This window comes from Sphingomonas sp. Leaf343, from assembly GCF_001423765.1.
Lineage (GTDB): Bacteria > Pseudomonadota > Alphaproteobacteria > Sphingomonadales > Sphingomonadaceae > Sphingomonas.
Genome location: NZ_LMPG01000011.1, coordinates 84,440 through 103,853 on the forward strand (window position 1 = coordinate 84,440; position 19,414 = coordinate 103,853).

Sequence of the window (19,414 nt, forward strand, 5' to 3'; positions counted from 1 at the left end):
GATCGCGATCTGAAACGATGATCGCCCAGGCCCTGCCCCTCCTTGCCGCGCTGACCGCGCCGATCCTGCTCGCCGCGGAAAAGCCGGGTCGGCCGGAGTCGCGGGTCGTATTCGCGCAATTGACCATTCGCGAGCGGATCACGATCCGGGTGCCGCGGATGAGCATGCCGGGCCGCGTGCCGCTGACCGCGCCGACGGTGTGGAAGGAAAGCAAGGGACCGAAATGTATCGCCGCCGCCAGTCTGGCTGGCGCGATGGTGTCCGCCCCCGCCACGATCGATCTGGTCGTGCAGGGCGGCCAGCGCATCCGGGCCAAGCTCAGCCGGCAATGCCGCTCGGTCGACTTCTATTCCAATTTCTACATCCGGCCGGGGCCGGACGGTCAGGTCTGCGCCGACCGCGATACGATCCGGGTCCGATCGGGGGCGTCGTGCGAGATCGACTCGTTCAAAACGCTGAAACCGGTGCGATAGGGTCACGCAACGGTTCCAAATCGGCACCACCGCCGCGGTTTTCTTGACTTTGGCCGTCGAATACGCAAGCGCAACGGGGCCAGCGTGCGGAACATCGCACGCCCATTTTCCGGACCGCTACATGAGCTTTGCCGATCTCGGCCTGTCCCCCGAACTTCTCAAGGCCGTCAACGACGCCGGCTATGATACGCCGACGCCGATCCAGGCGCAGGCGATCCCGCCCGTGCTGATGATGCGCGACATCATCGGCATCGCCCAGACGGGCACCGGCAAGACCGCGTCGTTCGTGCTGCCGATGATCGACATCCTGGCCCAGGGGCGCAGCCGCGCCCGCATGCCGCGCAGCCTGATCCTGGAGCCGACGCGCGAACTCGCCGCGCAGGTGGCGGAGAACTTCGAGAAATACGGTGCCAACCACAAGCTGTCGATGGCGCTGCTGATCGGCGGCGTGTCGATGGGCGACCAGATCAAGGCACTGGAGAAGGGCGTCGACGTCCTGATCGCGACGCCGGGCCGGCTGATGGACCTGTTCGGACGCGGCAATATCCTGCTGACCGGCTGCTCGCTGCTCGTCATCGACGAAGCGGACCGGATGCTCGACATGGGATTCATCCCGGATATCGAGGAAATCTGCACCAAGCTGCCCAAGCAGCGGCAGACGCTGCTGTTTTCGGCGACGATGCCCGCACCGATCAAGAAGCTGGCGGACAGGTTCCTCGACAATCCCAAGCGGATCGAGGTCGCGCGGCCCGCATCGACCAACATCAACATCACCCAGTGGCTTGTGCCGGTGAAGTCGGCCGACAAGCGCGAGCGCCTGCGCCGCCTGCTCGCCCAGCCGGAAGTGACGAACGCGATCGTGTTCTGCAACCGCAAGACGACCGTGCGTGAACTCAACAAGGTGCTGAAGCAGGGCGGCTTCAAGTCGGGCGAGATCCACGGCGACATGGAACAGCCGCAACGGCTGGCCGAACTGGAGCTGTTCAAGCGCGGCGACGTGACTATCCTCGTCGCCTCGGATGTCGCGGCGCGCGGGCTGGACATCAAGGGCGTCAGCACCGTCTTCAACTATGATGCGCCGTGGCACCCCGACGACTATGTGCATCGCATTGGCCGCACCGGCCGGGCGGGCGCGACGGGCACTGCCTACACCTTCGCTGCGCCGGACGATGCCGAGAATATCGAGAACATCGAAAAGCTGACCGGCCAGAAGATTCCCCGGCTGGCGGAGGACACGAAGCCCGCTGCCGAACCGCAGGCGGACGTGCCGGCAGAACGCCCGCGCCGCGGGCGTCGGCCGGAGCGGGTCGAGAGCCCCGCGCCGGTGCAGGACGCCGTGGCCGAGCGCCCGGCTGCCCCGCCGCAACGCGATGCCCGGCAGGAGCCGGCCCGTGCGCCGGAACACGCGCCTCGCCGCGAACGTCAGGACGATCGCTACGCCGAGCGGAACGACCAGCGTCGTGACCGATATCGGCGCGACGAGCGCGACGATGGCCCGGATGACGGCTGGAACGGCCCGATCCCGGAGTTTTTGAAGGTCGCGCTCGTCATCCAACCGTGATCGTCGCACGTAACTAAACTATGTTCGAGCTGACCGCACCGGAACCGGAGGATGTCGCGTCGCCGTGCGTCAGCACCTGCGCGCTCGATCCGGTGACGGGCTGGTGCCTGGGGTGCGGGCGCTCGATCAGCGAGATTACGGGATGGGGCACGCGCGCGGCGTCCGAACGCCGCGCGATCCGGGCGGAACTGCCGGCGCGCATGGCGGCGCTGGAACGGTCGGGACGGCGCTGATCGTCAGGCGGCGGCCGCCTGTTCGTCCAGTTGCTGCGCACGTTGATAGGCGGGGCGTGCGGTAAGACCCGACAGATAGGTTTCGAACGCATCCCGCTTCGGCAACGTCCCGAACGCCAGCCCCCATGCGATATGACTGCCGACATAGACATCCGCCGCGGAGAAACGATCGCCGGCGATGAAGTGCCTGCCCTGCACGGCCTCATCCAGCGCATCGACGGTGGCGTCGTAGCTGCCATAGCCTACCATCCGGCCCTGTTCGGCCGTGACCTCGATCTTGCGGACATGATCGATCACTGCCTGTTCGACCGGACCTGCGGCAAAGAACAGCCAGCGATAATAGTCGGCACGGTCGCTGGGCGGCGGTGCCAGCCCGGCGTCCGGAAACGCATCCGCCAGATACGCGCAGATTGCCGCACATTCCGTGACGACACGGCCGTCGTGGACGATCGCCGGCACCTTCGCCATCAGGTTGATCGCGCGATATTCCGCCGCCTTCATGCTGTCCGCATAACCCAGCACCACCGTCTCGTACGGTGCGCCGACCTCCTCCAGCATCCACCGGGCGATGCGGCCACGCGATTGCGGGTTGGTGTAGAAGACAAGGCTCACCGCGGGTTCCTCAAAGCTGCTTCTTGAACAGGGCGAGCTGGCGCGACCATGCCCGTTCCGCCTGCGGCTGATTGTAGGCGCGGCTGTCTGGCGGACACCAGCCGTGGTTCGCGCCTTCGTAAACCTCGATCTCGGCCGGGATTTTCGCGGCGGCGAACGCCTGCCGAAGTCTGGTCTTGTCGTCGGGTGACCGCGCGTCGTCATTGGCGGCGATGGCGATCAGATAACCGCCCTTCAGCGTCGGGACGAGCTTGTCCGGGCTGTCCGCCGCATCGCCGACCAGTGCCGCGCCGTGGAAGGACGCCCCCGCCTTCACGCGATCGGGACGCGCGGCGGCGGTCCGCATCATCATCGGGCCGCCCATGCAGTAGCCGGTGACAGCGAGACCGCGGCGTGTGTCGACCTGCTTCTGCGTATCCAGCCACGCAACGAACGCCTTGCCGTCGTCCGTGACGGCTTCCGGCGTCAGCGCCGTCCGCCACGGCATGATCCGGTCGCGGACGGCGGGCTGATCGAAACTCTCGCCCGGCTTCAGGAACGGCGCTTTGACCGAGCGGTAGAACTGGTTGACGACCAGCACCGCATAGCCGGATTCGGCCAGCCGTCGCGCCATCTGCTCGAATGCCGGCCGCAGCCCCATGATGTCGGGCCAGATCAGCACGGCGGGATGGCGGCCGGTGGCGGGCGCGACGAAATAGGCGTCGGCGGTGCCGTCCGGCGTCCTGATCGTCACCGCGCGGCCTGCGACGGGCACGGCGCCGGCAGGGCTGGGCAGCAGCGCGATCAGACTCGCCGCGCCCATGCCGATGCCGAAGTCCCGGCGGGTGGGGCCACGGTCGTTGTCGTCCGCGGTATGGTTGTCGCACATGGTCAGCGTCCCCTCGTCGACCCGCAGCTTAGGCGGAAAACGGGGGGACGCAACCAGTTGAGATCAAGGGCGGCTGGAATCAGCGGCGGAACGGATCGTCGAACAGCGCACGTGCCTGCGACGCGGGATCGTCGCCGTGCAGCACCGCATCGGCGTCGCGCGCCTGCTGCTCGCGCTCTGCATGCAACTGCGCGATCAGCGCCTCGCGATCGCCCTCCAGACGGCTGTCGGTCGGCTGCGCATCCTCCGGGCTGCCCTTGGCGGCCTTCGCCACCGCGGCATCGAGTTCGCGCTGCGTCGTCAGGCCCAGCGTCACCGGGTCCTTCGGCGTGATGTTGGCGATGTTCCAGTGGCTGCGGTCGCGGATCGCGGCGATCGTGGTACGCGTCGTGCCGATCAGGTTGCCGATCGCACCGTCGCTGATTTCCGGATGATTCCGGATGATCCACGAAATGCCGTCCGGCTTGTCCTGACGCTTCGACACAGGCGTATAGCGCGGGCCCTTGGTCCGGCGGACCTGCTCCGGTCCCTTGGTCATCTTCAGGCGATAATCGGGATCGGCCTGACCCTTGTCGATCTCGTCCTGGCTCAGTTCGTGCGCGCGCACCGGATCGCGGCCGGTCAGCTTGGTCGCGGCGGTGTCGTCGGCGATCGCCTGCACCTCCAGGATGTGGAGACCGCAGAAATCCGCGATCTGCTCGAACGAGAGCGCGGTGTTGTCGACCAGCCATGAAGCGGTCGCGTGGGGCATGAGCGGCTGGGCCACGGGCGGAAACTCCGTCTAAAACAGAAAGGGCCGCCCCTTCCCGGAGCGGCCGCACATTGCCTCCGATGTAGAACGCCAGCGCCCCGAGGGCAACCCGGCGCGGGGATTCAGGCCGCGAGGGGCACAAGTGCCGGAGCGGCGGCCCGAACAGGAGCGAGCGCACCGACGAACTGGCGCGCGCTGGCGGCCCAGCTGAACCGCCCGGCATAGGCCGCGCACATGATCCGGTCCCGAGTCAGCGCCGCCGCGATCGCCGCGTCCAGATCCTCGTCCATCGCGCCGACGCGGTCGTCCAGCACGTCCATGGGTCCCGCCACCGGATAGGCGGCGACCGGCGTGCCGCACGCCAGCGCCTCGACCATCACCAGCCCGAACGTGTCCGTCCGGCTGGGGAACACCAGCACGTCGGCGCTGCGATACGACGCCGCCAGTTCGGCACCCGTGCGGGAGCCGAGGAACAGTACGCCGGGAAACTCGCGCTCCAGCTTCGCGCGCGCCGGACCGTCTCCGACGACGACCTTGGTGCCGGGATGGTCACAGGCAAGGAAGGCGGGCAGGTTCTTCTCGACGGCCACGCGACCGACATAGAGCAGCACGGGGCCAGCCAGCCCGGTCATCGCCGGATCGCGCGCGCCGTCGCTGCCGAAGGTCGCGAAATCGACGCCCCGGCCCCACGCCCGCACACGGTCGATCCCGCGATCGACCAACGTCGCCTCGACCGTCGGCGTCGACGCCAGCACGGCGTGCGACGCGCCGTGGAACCAGCGGATGTAGCGCCACATCCAGGATGGATCGACGCCGGTCCGCGCGGCGACGTAATCCGGGAACTGCGTGTGAAAGGCGGTGGTGAAGGACAGGTCGCTGGCCACGCACCACGCGCGGGCGGCGATGCCGAGCGGGCCTTCGGTCGCGATGTGGATAGCGTCAGGTGCGAACTCGTCCAGCAGGCGGCCGACCGACTTCTTCCCGGCCAGCGCCAGACGGATGTCGGGATAGGTCGGGCAGGGAAAATTGCGGAAGCGGTCGGGGGAGACGACCATCACCTCATGCCCGGTCGCGGCCAGTTCGCGCGTCAGCGCCTCCAGCGTGCGGACGACGCCGTTGACCTGCGGACTCCAGGCGTCGGTGACGATGGCGATGCGCATACCGGTGTTCCTCATGCTGCTGCGGCCAGCGCGACGATCGTCGCGGTGCGGGCGCGCTGGGCCATCTCGTCGGCCCAGCGCAGGATCTCCATCGTGCCGTCGAAATGCTCGACGAGCGCGGTGCAGCTTTCGACCCAGTCGCCGTCGTTGTAATAGGCGACACCCTCGATCTCGCGCTGCTCGGCGGTGTGGATGTGGCCGCACACGACCCCGTCGACGCCGCGCGTTCCCGCCGCATGCGCCACGACCTCCTCGAAGTCCGAGATGAAGGCGACGGCGTTCTTCACCTTCGCCTTGGCATGCTGCGACAGCGACCAATAGGGCATGCCCAGCCCGCGCCGGGCGAGATTGAACCAGCGGTTCACGCCCATCAGCACGGTGTAGGCGGCATCGCCGACATGCGCGAGCCAGCGGTGCGCCAGCGTGATCGCGTCGAACTCGTCGCCGTGGAGCACCAGCAGGCGGCGACCGTCGGCGGTGACGTGGATCGCCTGTCGCCGGATCGCGATGCCGCCGAAATCGAGGCCGGTGAACTGGCGGAACACCTCGTCGTGGTTGCCGGGGATGTAGGTGACCTTGGTCCCGCGCTTCGCCCGTTTGAGCAGCCGCCAGACGACGTCGTTGTGCGCGGCGGGCCAGAAGAACCTCTTCTTCAGCCGCCAGCCGTCGATCATGTCGCCGACGAGGAACAGATGCTCGCTGTCGACATGATCGAGGAAGTCGATCAGCATCCCCGCGTTGCAGCCGCGCGTGCCGAGATGCACGTCGCTGATCCAGATCGTGCGGTAACGGCGTCGCTCCACGACGCGTTCGGGCACGCTGGGCCGCGAATTGGCAAAGTCGGTCAGGTCGGTGATGTCTGACAAGGTCGCGGCAGTCATGGCGTGGCCCCCGGTTGTCGCTCCATCGGCCATAGCGCCGCGATGTGACGCGGGTGTTCCCGTCCGGTGACGCCGGCGCGACGATGGCGTGACGGAACCGCGTCAACGCCGGGTCGACGGGAGCGGTACTAGATGGCCCCGGTCACTCCATCCCGGCCCGGATCGCCGCCGCCGCCACGAACGGCGCGCCCGCCACCAGCAACAGGCTGACCGCGCCGAGCAGCTTGAACGCGCCGCCGATGTCCGCCGCCGGATCGAGCGCGCCCGCCCCGAAGATCAGCAGCGGCACCGCCAGCGGCAGCATCACCAGCCCCGCCAGCGCCCCCGCGCCGCGAAACGACGCGGTCAGCGCGGCGGTGGCGACGGCCAGCGCGGCGAGCCCCGGCGTACCGATCGCAAGGCCGATCTCCACCCGCCTCAGCATGTCGGTCGACAGGTCGAGCAAGCCTGCCGCGACCACCGCCGCCAGCATCAGCGGCGGCGCGAAGGCGATCCAGTGCGCGACGATCTTCGCCGCCGCCATCGCCGCCATCGGCCGGCCGCGTACCGCGATCTGGTCGAGCACCCCCGATTCCAGGTCGGGCGCGACCAGCCGCTCGACCGGTAGCAGCGCCGCGAGCAACGCCGCCGCCCACACGACACCGCCGCCGACCCGCGCCAGCAACGCCGCGTCCGGCCCGATCGCGAACGGGAACAGCGTCGCCACCAGCAGGAAGAATATGACGACCAACGTCGCGCCGCCGCCTGTATAGCCGCGCCGGACATCGCGCAGGATCAGCGCGATCATGCGCCACCCTCCAGCAACAGCCGCTGCGTCGCGGGCAGATGCAGCGGCAGGTGCGTCGCCACCACGGCGGAACCGCCGCGCTCGACATGCCGCTCCACCAGCACCTCCAGCCGCGCGACCGCCGCCGCATCGAGGCCGTTGGCGGGTTCGTCGAGCAGCCACAGCGCCGCGCCGCCGGCGACGACACGCGCGATCGCCGCGCGGCGACGCTGGCCCGTCGACAGCATCCGCACCGGCACCTCCGTCAGTGCGGCGAGATCGACATCGGCCAGCGCCTCCACCACGCGGCCGGCGGGATCGTCCGCCCCGTCGATCCGCGCCCAGAACATCAGCGCCTGCGCCAGCGTGCGGTCCGCGTCGAGCGCGCTCGCCTCCGCCATCAGGGCGATCCGGTCCGGCCGGACGACCCGTCCCCCGGCGGGCGGCAACAGTCCGGCACAGATCCGCAGCAGCGTCGATTTTCCGACGCCGTTGGGGCCGGTGACGAGCAGCGCGTCGCCCGCAGCGACCGCGAACGACAGATCGTCGAAGATCAATCTTCCGCCGCGGCGTGCCGCCAGTTCCTCCACGACCAGTCCCGTCGCGGCCAATCCGGTCGTGGCCAATCCCGTACCAGCCGGCCCCGTGCCCGCCGGCCCTGCGGCAGGCGGCATCAGTCGTGGTCGCCGCCGGCATCGTCGCCGACGGCATCCTCCAGCGCATGCATATCGTCGTCGGACAGGCCGAAATGATGGCCGATCTCGTGGATCGTCACATGCGCGACGAGATCGTCCAGCCGCACGCCCGTCTCGACCCACTCGTCGAGGATTGCGCGCCGGTAGAGGTGGATGCGGTCGGGCAGCGCGCCCGATGCCAACGAGGATTTCTCCCCCACCGGCCGTCCGTGGTACAGGCCGGTCAGGTCCAGCGGATGCTCGATGCCAAGCGCCGCGAGCGTCTCCTCGTCGGCGAACTCCTCGACCAGCAGCACGACATCGCCCAGATGCGCGACGAACGCGGCGGGCAGGCGTGCGACCGTGGCGCGCGCGATCGCCTCGATCGCGGCGGCATCGGGCGCTTCTCCGATCGCGGCTTGCCGTTCCATGCCGACCGCCATAGTCCCGGCCGCGGGATAGGAGCAAGGACAGGGTCATGGTGGAAGCGCTGAGCGAGGCGGAACGGGCGGACGCGCTGGACGGCCTGCCCGAATGGGATTTCGACGAGGCGCGCGACGCGATCACGCGGTCGATCGTGTTCGCCGACTTCATCGAGGCGTTCGGCTTCATGACCCAGGTGGCGCTGATCGCCGAGCGGATGAACCATCATCCGGAATGGAGCAACGTGTACAACCGCGTCGACATCCTGCTGACGACGCACGACGCTGGCGGCATCAGCCCGCGCGACATCGACATGGCGACCGCCATCGACGCGATCGTGGAGGAGTAAGCGGGCTCGTGATCGGGACCGCGATCATGGGAAAGCGACGCGCGTAAGTTCCTCCCCGGAACGGGGAGGTGGCGCGCCGCAGGCGTGACGGAGGGGCAGCCACAAGCGACGCCACCTGTGGCTGCCCCTCAACCGCTTTGCGGTCTCCCTCCCCGCTCCGGGGAGGATTTCAGCGGCGCATCCGTTTCCGCAGCGCGCCCGGCATCCAGCGTGCGGCGAAGGCCATGCGTCGCGCCGTCTTGCCGACGAACGTGTGCACCGCGTCGCCGTGCACCGCCGCCCAGGCCGCCTCCGCCACCGTCTCGACGGGGGTCAGTTCCATGCCGGCCGCCGTCACCGTCTCGCGGATCGTCCGGTTGCTGCCGCTGGTCACGCCGTCGAGCAGCGGCGTTTCGATGAAGCTCGGCACGATGCTGCGCACGCGGATACCGTCCCTCGCCCATTCGCCGTCCAGTGCCTCGGTCAGCGCGCGCACGGCGAACTTGGTCGCGGAATAGGTGGCGAGCCCGGCCGATCCGTAGATCGCTGACGCTGACGCCGTATTCAGCAGGCACGAACCCGGCGTCCGCGCCAGATAGGCGTGGCCGATCTTCGCGCCGTTCAGCACGCCCGTCAGGTTGATCGCCACCACCCGGTCCAGCTCCTCGAAGCTGGTCGTTGCGATCGGGCCGCCGGTGCCGATGCCGGCATTGTTGTGCAGCACGTCGAGCCCGCCGCCCGCGGTGAACGCATCCAGCGTCGCGACCCACGCATCGCGATCGCGAACGTCCATGACATAGCTGGCGCTGCCCGCCGGCAGGGTCGCCGCCGCCGCCGCCAGCGCGGCTTCGTTCACGTCGGCGATGCCGACCCGCCAGCCCCGGTCCGCGAACAGGCGTGCCGTCGCCAGACCGATGCCGGACGCACCGCCGGTGATGAAGATCGCGGGCATGGCCCCTCCTGAAACACGCCCGATCCAAGCCGGGCGTTTGACGCTGGCCCTATCCTCCCCCATCGTCCGTCGCGATGCCAGCCCCCGCAGTGACTTTCGACGGCGTATCCAAGCGTTACGGGTCCACCGCAGCGGTCGACGCCGTGTCGCTGACGATCGGGCCGGGCAGCTTCGTGGCGCTGGTCGGGCGATCCGGGTCGGGCAAGTCGACCTTGCTCAAGACGATCAACCGGCTGGTCGAGCCGAGCGCCGGCCGCGTCCTGATCGACGGTAACGATGTCGCGATCGGTCCCGCACCGGCGCTGCGCCGGCGGATCGGCTATGTCTTCCAGCATATCGGCCTGTTCCCGCACATGAGCGTCGCGGAGAACATCGCGATCGGCCCGCGCATCGCCGGTGAGGCGCCACCCGATGTCGCGCGGCTGCTCGATCTGGTCGAACTGCCGCGCGAGGTCGCGTCGCGCGATCCGGCGGCGCTGTCGGGCGGCCAGCGCCAGCGGGTGGGCATCGCCCGCGCGCTCGCGCCCGGCGCGAAGCTGTTGCTGATGGACGAGGCGTTCGGCGCGCTCGATCCGCTGACCCGCGACGCCCTGGGCCGGCGGCTGCGCGACCTTCACGACGAGCTGGGCCTGACGACGATCCTCGTCACGCACGACATGGCGGAGGCGCTGCTGCTCGCGACGCGCGTGGTGGTGATGGACGCGGGTCGCGTCGTCGCCGATCAGGGACCGGCGGCGCTGCTGAAGGGGGCCGGGGGCGAGCAGGCGCAGGCGCTGGTCGCGGTGCCGCGCGAACAGGCGCAGCGGATCGCCGCCCTGTGACTGCGTTCCTCGCCGCGCTCGGCCGGGTGCCGCCGCTGCTCGCCAGCCACGTCCTGCTCTCCGCCGCCGCGCTGGTGCTGGCGCTGGTCGTCGCCGCGCCTCTGGCGATCATCGCGAACCGCCGGCCGAACGTCGCGCGCGTCGCGCTGGGGTTCGCCAGCCTGATCCAGACGATCCCGTCGCTGGCGCTGCTGGCGCTGTTCTTTCCGCTGTTGCTCAGCCTGTCGGCGCTGGTGGGGGGCGGGATACCGGCGCTGGGCTTCCTGCCGTCGCTGCTGGCGCTGACGCTCTACGCGCTGCTGCCGCTGTTGCGGAACGGGGTCGCCGGGCTGGCCGGGATCGATCCGGCGGTGATCGAGGCGGCGGATGCGGTGGGGATGACGCCCGCACAGAAATTGCGGCTGGTGGAGGCTCCGCTCGCCGCGCCGGTGGCGATCGCGGGCGTGAGGACCGCGGCGGTGTGGACGATCGGCGCGGCGACGCTGTCGACCACGGTCGGCCAGCCGAGTCTCGGCGACCTGATCTTCGCCGGATTGCAGACGCAGAGCTGGGCGCTGGTGCTGGCGGGGTGCTTCGCCTCCGCCGCGCTGGCGCTGGGGGTGGATGCCGCGATCGGGCTGGTCGAACGCGGCATCGCACGGCGGCGGCGCGGGCTGTGGATCGGCGGGCTGGCGGTGCTGGCGATCGGTACGGCGGCGGCGACCGCGCCGCTCTGGCCGCGTGGCGAAGGCAAGGTCGTGACCGTCGGCGCGAAGAACTTCGCCGAGCAATATATCCTCGCCCGATTGATCGGATCGCGGCTGGAAAACGCCGGCTACACCGTCCGCTATCGCGACGGGCTGGGGTCGGCGGTGATCTTCGGCGCGGTCGCGAGCGGGGATGTCGACGTCTATGTCGATTACGCCGGCACGATCTGGAGCAACGAGATGAAGCGGAGCGACGTGCCCGCCCGCGGACCGATGCTGGCGGCCATGACGCAGTGGACGAAGGGGCGCGACGTGACGCTGCTGGGTGCGCTGGGGTTCGAGAACGCCTATGCTTTCGCGATGAAGGCGCCGGGGGCGATCCGCACGCTGGACGATCTCGCCGCCGCATCGGCGCGGCTGCGGCTGGGCAGTGACCTCGAATTCCTCGAACGGCCGGAATGGGCGGCGGTGAAGCGCGCCTATCCGATGCGCTTCGCGTCGGCGACGCCGTACAGCCCGACCTTCATGTATCAGGCGCTGGCGAGCGGGCGGGTCGACGTGATTTCCGCCTTCTCGTCGGACGGGCGGATCGCGGCGGGCGGGCTGACGGTATTGACCGATCCGCGCCGCGCGATCCCCGGCTACGACGCGATCCTGCTGGTGTCACCCGCCCGCGCGAAGGACGAACGCTTCGCCGCCGCGCTGAAACCGCTGATCGGCCGGATCGACGTGGCGGCGATGCGCGCCGCGAACTATCAGGTCGATCGCGAGACGGACAAGCGCACGCCGGAACAGGCGGCGGCGTGGCTGGCCGCGAAGGTCGGGCTATAGCCCCTCAGAAGAACAGCTTCCGGATCGATACGCGTACCGATCGGCCCAGCGGATCGAGATAATCCGGCTGGTAGCTGACCGGAGTCGCGCCGGTCGCATCGCTAACCCGCTGGCGGCTGTTGAACAGGTTGCTGATCCCCGCCGTCACCCGCACGCCGCGCAGCCACGGATGCGCCCTGACCCAGTCGATCCGCCCGCCGAAGTCCGCGAACAGCCGCAGGTCGACCGTCGCCAGTCCACCGAAGTTCAGGTCCTGCGCCGATGTCAAGCCGTTGACGGTCGTGCCCGTCCGGTAATTCACCGACAGGCGCGAGCCGAGCCCGTTGTTGGAATAGCCCGCCTGCCCCTCCAGCTGATGCCGGGACTGGCCGCCGCTGGAGCCGATCGCGTCGCCATTCAGCAGGTCGAGCGCCGGTCCACCCTCCGCCACCAGCACGCGGTCGGTGAAGCGCCAGGTGTGGTAGACCGCGAAGTTCAGCCGGCCACCGCCCTGACCACGTCCACCGAAACGCCCGCCCCCCGGCCCGCCGCCGAAGCCGCCCGGCCCGCCGGGTCCGCGCTGTCCCCCCGCTCCCGGTCCTCCCGCTCCCGGCCCTCCCGCGCCCTGACCACCCGGCGCACCGCCGCCGGGGGGCCGCAGCCCCTCGAACGGGTTGGGGCCCGTACCAGCACGAAATGCCTCCAGCTGCTTCTGGATCTTCGACTTGAGCGGCATCGAGAAATTGACGCCCCAGCGGAGCTGCGACTGCTCGGTCCGCGCGAAGTTCACCGGGCGCGTGTCGATGCCGGTCAGCTGACCGTCCGCATCGCGCACGAAGCGGTCGGGGAACGCCGCCTCGATCGCCGCCGTCGCCGCCGGGAAGCTGGCGACCGGGTTGTCGACGCGCGTGTCGACGTAATTGGCGGTCAGCGACAGGTCGCGCGCGCTCCACGGCTTCAGCGTCAGACCGACCTTCTTCACGTGCCGCTCGAACCCGTCGAGCAGGGGATTGCCGCCGCTGATCGTCGTCACCGTCGCCGTCGTGCCCCGCACATAGTCGAACACGCGCACGTTGGGCGTCGTGATCGTCGGGTTGCCGAGCTGTTGCGCGGACGGGGCCGATTCCTCGTCGGTGGCGGAGGCGATCAGGCGGATGCCGTCGATCGGCGACCAGTTCGCGCCGTATCCGGTCGTCACCAGCGTACCGAAATCCGACAGCCGGTCGACGCCGAGATTCAAGTTCGCCGACAGATTGCCCAGCGGCGACAGGATCTCCCGCGAGCGGCTGGCGATCGGCAGGTCGACGTTCATCTGCCCGTTGACGATATCGCGGGACACGTCGCCGGCCGAGTTGGTGGCGTTCCGGAACGAGCGTGACGAGAAGTCGCTGGTGCTGGCACCCACGCGGACGCTGGTCGTCACTTCGCCCGCCGGCAGGTCGAACAGGCTGCCCGTCAACAGCATGTCGCCACCGCCGACGGAACTGGTCGACCGTGCGCGGGTGCCGGGCAGGATGCCGAACTGGTCGGCGACCAGCGTGCCGTTCGGATCGCCGGTGAAGCCACTGGCGTCGACCCCGGTATCCGTCCGCGTATCGCTTTCGACGCGGTCGTAATTGCCCGTGAACGACCATTGCCACTGGCCGACGCCACCGTTCAGCGTGGTGCCGAGATGCCCGGTCAGCGTGCTGCCGCGCTGTTCCAGCGGCGAAAAGCCATCCTCCAGCCGGCGCACGACATCGCCGGGCAGCGTCACCACCGGCAGGCCGAACTGCCCCGTCGTATCCGCCAGTTCCAGCGTTCCGTTGAACGTCGCCGACGTGCCGAGCAGCGGCGTCGCATACACGGCGTTCGCCTCGAAATTGCGCGTCTGCGGCAACAGCGTGCGATAGGCGCGCTGGTCGAAATTCGCGGTGCCCTCGTCGTTGCTGGCGGCGGAGATGTTGCGCTGCGACTCGAGCAGCGCGCTCGCCTCGCTATATTCCAGATGCAGGTTGGCGCGGCCGTCGCGCTGGATCGACAGCAGGTCCAGCTCGCCTTCCGGCGCGGTCCGCCCGCCATCGGTGGACAGGCGCGCATCCGCCTCGACGGTTGCGGCGCGGAAGCGGCGGCGCAGGACGATGTTCACGACGCGGCTGTCGGCGCGGTAACCGTATTTCAGCGCGACTTCCTCGGGCAGGATCTCGACGCGCTCGATCGCCTCGGTCGGGATGTCGCGGATCTCCTGAAAACCGGAAATGCGCTTGCCGTTCAGCAACGTGATCGGCGCACCGCCGCGTCCGCTGGTCGTCTGCGGCGCGAGTTCCGTCAGCAGGTCGGAGATCGAGCTGACGCCGTAGGAGCGGACGTCGGCCGCGCCCAGCGTCTGGTCGGGCGGGATGTCGCCGACGACGGAGCCGCGCGGGCGGGACCCGGTAACGACGATATCCTCGCCCGCACCTTCATCCTCCGCCGCGCCGCCAGCCCCGCCGGCCGCCTCCCGATCGCGGTCGGTCTGGGCGCCGGGCTGTTGGGTGCCAGGCTGGGCGGCCGTCGCCGGGGTCTGCGCCTGCGGCGTGGTCACCTGCGCCGCGACGGGCACGGCGGCGGTTTGCGGAACGGGCAGCGCGGCCGCCATCATCAGGATCATGGTCATCGCGATCAGCGCCTAGAGGCCAATTGTCGCACAAATGTGCCGGTCAGCGCGATGTTCGTCGCAACCATGCGATCGCGCCCGCCGCCGCCAGCAATCCCGCGCCCCAGCCGCGCCCCCGTTTCAGCGCCGCCAGCCCGCCGCTCGCCATCACCGTCGTCAGCATCCCTGCGCCGATCGGCGGCAGCGTTGCGGCGGTGGCCGGCGCGGGATCGCCCTTCGGCATCGTCGTCGCCAGCCCGACCGCCGGCTGATCCGCCACCGATGCGCCGCGATGCCCCATCGGCCGTGACGGGCCGTCGGTGGTGTCGCGATCGGTCTGCCGCTCCAGTTCCGAATTCAGTTCCGCGCCGAGCAGGAAGACATAGGCCGACAGCGACAGCCATGTCAGCATCACCACGATCGCGCCCAGCGAGCCGTAGGTCGCGTCGTAGCTGCCGAAATTGGCGACATAGAAACCGAACCCGGTCGTCATCGCCAGCCAGATCACCGTCGCGCCGACCGATCCGGGGGTCAGCCACGTCCACTTCGCATGCCGCCGGTCCGGTCCGTACCGGTACAGCGTCGCCGCGCCCGCCGCCGCCAGTCCGGCGAGCAGGACATAGGACGACAGTCGTATCCCCGCGCGTATCCAGGTCGGCGCCCACGGCATCAGGTCGCCGAGCAGCGCGACCGCCGCGACGGTGCCCATCGCGCCCAGCACTAGCACGACGGCGCCCGCGGTGACGCCCAGCGCCAACAGCTTCTGCGTCACGAAGCCGCGATCCTCATGCTCCTCATACGCCACGTTCAGTGCGGTCACGATCGCGCCCGCGCCGCTCATCGCGCCGTACAGCGCCAGCGCCAGTGCGAGCAGCAGGCCGAAGCCCTTCTTGCCCTCCGACGTGGTCACCACCTGCAACAGCTGGTCGCCGATCAGTTTCGCGACATCGCGCGGCATCACCGACGTCAGCGACGCGACATGCTGGCCGACGGTGTGCGGATCGGCGGCGATGCCATAGATCAGCACGGTCGCCCCCAGCAGCGGCACGATCGACAGGAACGCGTAAAACGCCACCCCCGCCGCGATCAGGCCGATATTGTCCTCGCCGGCCTCGTTCCACGCGCGCAGCAGCACCGCCTTCCAGCCCCGCGCCGGGATCGCCCACGGGCTGGCCGCATGCGCGCCGATCATCCTGTCCTGCTGTGTCATCGATCCGTCCGTCACCATTCGGACACAAACGCCGCGGCCGCTCGTTGGCCGCATCTGACAGGGGGAAAAGCCGCGTGGCCATCGATCGCAAGCTCGTCGACAGCGGCCGCCGCCCGCTGCCGGCCCAGACCGTGGGCGCGGGTGGTGGCGTCACCACGGGCCATCCCGCGCAGGTGATCGCCGCCAACGTGCCGGGGATCAGCGGCCTGCTCGGCCTGGCGGTAGGCGTCGTCGTGATCGCGGGCCTGTTCTTCGCGAAGGACGTGCTGATCCCGATCACACTGGCGATCCTGCTGTCGTTCGTGCTGTCGCCGATCGTCGGGTTCCTGCGCCGGCTGAGACTGCCGCGCGGGCTGGCGGTGATGATCGCGGTGCTGGCGGCGCTCGGTCTGGTCGGGGGGATCGGCACGCTGGTCGGGATGCAGGCGGCGTCGCTGGCCGACGACGCGCCCGGCTATGTCCGCCAGATCGAAAGCAAGCTGGACGGCGCGAAGCGCTTCGCCGCCGACCGCGTCGCCTTTTTCGCGCAGGACAAGGCGCGTCCCGCCCCGACCGTCTCCGGCCCGCCGCGCAGCAACACCGAACGCGTGCTCGCCGGCCGCGACCGCCAGCCGGTTCCGGTACGCGTGGCCGAGACCGAACCCGACGCGCTCTCGGTGGCGGGACAGGTGCTCGGCCCGGTCGTCGGGCCGTTCGAGACGTTCGTGATCGTGCTGGTCGTCGCGATCTTCATCCTGATGCAGAAAGAGGATTTGCGCGACCGCCTGATCCGCGTGTTCGGATCGTCGGACCTGCACCGCACCACGCTGGCGATGGACGACGCCGGCGGGCGGCTGTCGCGCTATTTCCTGTCGCAGCTGGCGGTGAACGCCAGTTTTGGCACCGTCATCGGCGTCGGCCTGTGGGCGATCGGGCTGCCGGTGCCGGCGCTCTGGGGAATCCTCGCGGGTATCCTGCGCTTCGTGCCCTATATCGGCGCGCTGCTGGGTGCGGCCCTGCCGCTGGTGCTGGCGGCGGGCGTCGATCCCGGCTGGGGCATGGTGATCGGCGTCGCGATCCTGTTCGCGGTGGTGGAGCCGCTGGTCGGCTATGTCGTGGAGCCGCTGCTCTATGGCCACTCGACCGGCCTGTCGCCGCTGTCGGTGGTGGTCGCGGCGGTGTTCTGGACGTGGATCTGGGGGCCGGTCGGCCTCGTCCTGTCGATGCCGCTGACGCTGTGCCTCGTGGTGCTGGGGCGGCACGTGCCCAGTCTGGAGTTCGTCGACATCCTGCTTGGCGACCAGCCCGCGCTGACCCCGGTCGAGAGCTTCTACCAGCGGATGCTCGCCGCCGATCCGGAGGAAGCCTTGGAACAGGCGGAGGCGCTGCTGACCGAACGCTCGCTTACCGCCTATTATGACGAGGTCGCGCTGGGTGGCCTGAAGCTGGCGGCGGAGGATACGCGGCGCGGCGCGATCGACCGCGAGGGCGCGGGGCGGATCGTCGCGTCGATGCTGACCGTGATCGGCGAACTCGACGAGCATGACGATACCGCCACGCCGTCTCCGTCCACGCCCGACAAGCGGCTCAACCCGATGCCCGCCAGCGGCGATAGCGTGATCGACGAAACCGCGCCGCGCGACCTGCCGCGCGCGCCGGACGCATGGGCGGCGGCGGATACCGTGACCTGCGTCGCCGGGCGCGGCGTCTTGGACGATGCGGTGACGGCGATGCTGGAGCAATTGCTGGCGAAGCGCGGCTTCGGCGTCCGCCGGGTCACGCACGCTGCGGTCGGCCGCGATGCGCTGGAGCGGATCGACTATACGGCCACGCGGTTGATTTGCCTGTCGTATCTGGAGATCGGCGGCACCCCCAGCCACTTGCGCTATCTCGTCCGCCGCTTGCACCGCGAGGCACCGCATGCGCGGATCATGGTCGGGTTGTGGCCGGAGGGCGAGGCGGCGCTGAGCGACGAGCAGATCCAGCGGACGCTGGGCGCGGACCTGTATGTCGGCAGCCTAAGCGCCGCGGTCGAGGACGCGCTGGCGCTGGCCGGGGAGCCGGTGGCCGCGGCCGGCTAGGCCGGTCGCCCCAGCATCAGCGCCGCCCGCGTCGCCCTGCAAACGACCTCGTCGCGCTGGTTCAGGCCGGAGTGCACGAAGGTGACGATCCCCTGCCCCGGCCGCGACTTGGAGGCGCGGATTGCCGTCACCTCCGTCTCGGCGCGGATCGTGTCGCCGGCGAACACCGGCTTGGGGAACAGCGTCTCCTGAAATCCCAGGTTGCCGACGGTCGTGCCCATCGTCGTGTCCTGCACCGTCAGCCCGACGACCAGCCCCAGCGTGAACAGCGAATTGACGAGCGGCCGGCCGAACTCGGTCCGCGAACAGTAATCGTGATCGATGTGGATCGGCGCGGGATTATAGGTCAGCGAGCTGAACAGCATGTTGTCCATCTCCGTCACCGTGCGCCGGATCTCATGGACGAAACGCCGGCCCACCACGAAATCGTCGAACCACAGACCCGCCATATCATCCACTCCGCACTGGCGCTTGAGCCGCCGTTTCCGTCCCCCTATCCTGCCACGAAGAAGGGAGCCAGATGCGCCACGGACCATTGAAGCTGAAGGCGCAGATCCTGTGCGGCGACGCCATCGCGTTCGGCCCGGGCAAGGCCGACCTGCTGGAGGCGATCGGCGCACACGGCTCGATCTCCGCCGCCGGCCGCGCGCTGGGGATGAGCTATCGCCGGACGTGGTTGCTGGTCGATGAGATGAACCGCTGCTGGGCGGAGCGGCTGGTGGCGACCGACGGGCGACGCGGGGCGGGCCTGACCGACTATGGCCGCACGATCCTGTCGGCCTATCGCGCGCTGGAGGCGACGATCGACGCGGCGACCGCGTCGTCGGAGGCGTTTGCGGTGCTGGAACGATCGTTGCGGGTCGAGCCGCTGGCGCGGGCACCCTGACGCTACGACCCGCAGTCAGACGAAGGCCGGGGCCTGTCGCAACTGCTGGTACGCCGCGATCACCCGTTGCAACTCGCCTTCGTGACTGCGGTCGCCGCCGTTGCGGTCGGGATGGAACTTGCGGACCAGTTCCGAATAGCGCCGTCGCAGCCCGGCGCGGTCGGCATCGGGGGCCAGCCCCAACACTTTCAGGCTGGCGCGATCCTGCCCCGACAGCGGCTTGCCGTCGTTGCGTTCGGGGGCGGTTTCGCGGCGATAGCGTGCGGCGATGGCGTCTAGCGGGTCATGGAAATCGGCCCAGCGCGGCCCCTGATCGCCGCTGCCCGCCCGTGCGAAGGCACGCGTCTCGCGCTCCCAGCCGGCGGTCGGGCGCTGGGCGTTGTGGATCTCGTCCGCGGTCATGCCGTCGAAGAAGTTGTAGCCGGCATTGAACGCCCGGACATGATCCAGGCACATCCAGCGAAAGCGCGGCGGCCCGCCGTCGCTCGCACCCTCCAGCGGCGGCGCGCGGAACTCGCCCGGCTCCTCGCAGCCCGGCTGCGCGCAGGGTCGTCCATTCGCTTCGACCCGCCCGTGAAACCGGGCGGCGGGTCGTTCCTTCCGTTCCATGACCTTGTTTATTCGATCCCTGCCGTCAAACCGGCT

21 protein-coding genes are annotated in these 19,414 nt (G+C 69.6%); 8 read left to right on the top strand and 13 right to left on the bottom strand.

Annotated elements, in window-relative coordinates; all coding sequences use genetic code 11:
• The first annotated feature begins 17 nt into the window (after positions 1-17).
• From ASG07_RS07980 to ASG07_RS07990, 3 genes are all read left to right on the top strand, one after another.
• Positions 18-473 carry a hypothetical protein gene (locus ASG07_RS07980; protein ID WP_055844206.1) on the top strand — a complete coding sequence of 152 codons (456 nt, stop codon included), beginning with the start codon at positions 18-20 and terminating at the stop codon, positions 471-473.
• 121 nt (positions 474-594) lie between these two features.
• Positions 595-2,034: a DEAD/DEAH box helicase gene (locus ASG07_RS07985; protein ID WP_055844209.1), complete on the top strand. Its 1,440-nt coding sequence runs from the start codon at positions 595-597 to the stop codon at positions 2,032-2,034.
• Positions 2,035-2,054: 20 nt separating this feature from the next.
• Positions 2,055-2,267, top strand: coding sequence for a DUF1289 domain-containing protein (locus tag ASG07_RS07990; protein WP_055844211.1), 213 nt, complete (start codon positions 2,055-2,057; stop codon positions 2,265-2,267).
• Positions 2,268-2,270: 3 nt separating this feature from the next.
• On the opposite strand, the gene ASG07_RS07995 is transcribed toward ASG07_RS07990, so the two are convergent.
• The 8 genes from ASG07_RS07995 to ASG07_RS08030 form a co-directional block, all read right to left on the bottom strand.
• Complete coding sequence (locus ASG07_RS07995; RefSeq protein WP_269082630.1) at positions 2,271-2,879, bottom strand: glutathione S-transferase family protein; 609 nt, start codon at positions 2,877-2,879, stop codon at positions 2,271-2,273.
• 10 nt (positions 2,880-2,889) lie between these two features.
• On the bottom strand, positions 2,890-3,747 hold the full coding sequence (locus tag ASG07_RS08000) for a dienelactone hydrolase family protein (protein ID WP_055844217.1): 858 nt from the start codon (positions 3,745-3,747) through the stop codon (positions 2,890-2,892).
• A 79-nt stretch (positions 3,748-3,826) separates the two neighbouring features.
• A complete protein-coding gene (locus ASG07_RS08005; protein ID WP_055844220.1) occupies positions 3,827-4,513 on the bottom strand; it encodes a DUF1013 domain-containing protein in 687 nt (228 codons plus the stop codon).
• 107 nt (positions 4,514-4,620) lie between these two features.
• On the bottom strand, positions 4,621-5,658 hold the full coding sequence (locus ASG07_RS08010; protein ID WP_055844222.1) for a glycosyltransferase family 4 protein: 1,038 nt from the start codon (positions 5,656-5,658) through the stop codon (positions 4,621-4,623).
• Between the two features lie 11 nt (positions 5,659-5,669).
• On the bottom strand, positions 5,670-6,539 hold the full coding sequence (locus tag ASG07_RS08015) for a UDP-2,3-diacylglucosamine diphosphatase (protein WP_055844225.1): 870 nt from the start codon (positions 6,537-6,539) through the stop codon (positions 5,670-5,672).
• 142 nt (positions 6,540-6,681) lie between these two features.
• Positions 6,682-7,326 carry a heme exporter protein CcmB gene (locus tag ASG07_RS08020; RefSeq protein WP_055844228.1) on the bottom strand — a complete coding sequence of 215 codons (645 nt, stop codon included), beginning with the start codon at positions 7,324-7,326 and terminating at the stop codon, positions 6,682-6,684.
• Positions 7,323-7,979 carry a heme ABC exporter ATP-binding protein CcmA gene (ccmA, locus tag ASG07_RS08025; protein WP_082474655.1) on the bottom strand — a complete coding sequence of 219 codons (657 nt, stop codon included), beginning with the start codon at positions 7,977-7,979 and terminating at the stop codon, positions 7,323-7,325. The genes ASG07_RS08020 and ccmA overlap by 4 nt, the downstream gene beginning before the upstream one ends.
• Positions 7,979-8,422: a metallopeptidase family protein gene (locus ASG07_RS08030; protein ID WP_055844234.1), complete on the bottom strand. Its 444-nt coding sequence runs from the start codon at positions 8,420-8,422 to the stop codon at positions 7,979-7,981. Before ASG07_RS08030 ends, ccmA begins: the two co-directional genes overlap by 1 nt.
• 35 nt (positions 8,423-8,457) lie before the next feature.
• On the opposite strand from ASG07_RS08030, the gene ASG07_RS08035 reads away from it, so the two are divergent.
• Positions 8,458-8,751, top strand: coding sequence for a 4a-hydroxytetrahydrobiopterin dehydratase (locus ASG07_RS08035; RefSeq protein ID WP_055844235.1), 294 nt, complete (start codon positions 8,458-8,460; stop codon positions 8,749-8,751).
• 169 nt (positions 8,752-8,920) lie between these two features.
• On the opposite strand, the gene ASG07_RS08040 is transcribed toward ASG07_RS08035, so the two are convergent.
• A complete protein-coding gene (locus tag ASG07_RS08040) occupies positions 8,921-9,682 on the bottom strand; it encodes an SDR family oxidoreductase (protein ID WP_055844236.1) in 762 nt (253 codons plus the stop codon).
• 74 nt (positions 9,683-9,756) lie between these two features.
• On the opposite strand from ASG07_RS08040, the gene ASG07_RS08045 reads away from it, so the two are divergent.
• A complete protein-coding gene (locus ASG07_RS08045) occupies positions 9,757-10,503 on the top strand; it encodes an ATP-binding cassette domain-containing protein (RefSeq protein WP_055844237.1) in 747 nt (248 codons plus the stop codon).
• On the top strand, positions 10,500-12,020 hold the full coding sequence (locus ASG07_RS08050) for an ABC transporter permease/substrate-binding protein (protein WP_055844238.1): 1,521 nt from the start codon (positions 10,500-10,502) through the stop codon (positions 12,018-12,020). Before ASG07_RS08045 ends, ASG07_RS08050 begins: the two co-directional genes overlap by 4 nt.
• Positions 12,021-12,024: 4 nt before the next feature.
• Here ASG07_RS08050 and ASG07_RS08055 read toward each other — a convergent pair whose 3' ends face one another.
• Positions 12,025-14,634, bottom strand: coding sequence for a hypothetical protein (locus ASG07_RS08055; protein ID WP_055844241.1), 2,610 nt, complete (start codon positions 14,632-14,634; stop codon positions 12,025-12,027).
• Between the two features lie 43 nt (positions 14,635-14,677).
• Positions 14,678-15,823 (bottom strand): YihY/virulence factor BrkB family protein, encoded by a 1,146-nt coding sequence (locus ASG07_RS08060; RefSeq protein WP_236694599.1) that lies wholly within the window; start codon positions 15,821-15,823, stop codon positions 14,678-14,680.
• 74 nt (positions 15,824-15,897) lie between these two features.
• Between ASG07_RS08060 and ASG07_RS08065 the strand changes: the two genes are divergently transcribed.
• The gene (locus ASG07_RS08065; RefSeq protein WP_201780980.1) at positions 15,898-17,883 is read left to right on the top strand and encodes an AI-2E family transporter; all 1,986 of its coding nucleotides are present in this window, start codon (positions 15,898-15,900) and stop codon (positions 17,881-17,883) included.
• Here ASG07_RS08065 and ASG07_RS08070 read toward each other — a convergent pair.
• The gene (locus tag ASG07_RS08070; RefSeq protein ID WP_055844243.1) at positions 17,880-18,332 is read right to left on the bottom strand and encodes a MaoC family dehydratase; all 453 of its coding nucleotides are present in this window, start codon (positions 18,330-18,332) and stop codon (positions 17,880-17,882) included. The genes ASG07_RS08065 and ASG07_RS08070 overlap by 4 nt on opposite strands.
• Before the next feature lie 71 nt (positions 18,333-18,403).
• Here ASG07_RS08070 and ASG07_RS08075 point away from each other — a divergent pair, with 71 nt between their 5' ends.
• Positions 18,404-18,769 (top strand): winged helix-turn-helix domain-containing protein, encoded by a 366-nt coding sequence (locus tag ASG07_RS08075; protein ID WP_055844245.1) that lies wholly within the window; start codon positions 18,404-18,406, stop codon positions 18,767-18,769.
• Between the two features lie 15 nt (positions 18,770-18,784).
• Here the strand turns inward: ASG07_RS08075 and ASG07_RS08080 are convergent, their stop codons facing one another.
• The gene (locus ASG07_RS08080; protein ID WP_201780981.1) at positions 18,785-19,378 is read right to left on the bottom strand and encodes a J domain-containing protein; all 594 of its coding nucleotides are present in this window, start codon (positions 19,376-19,378) and stop codon (positions 18,785-18,787) included.
• Between the last annotated feature and the right edge of the window lie 36 nt (positions 19,379-19,414).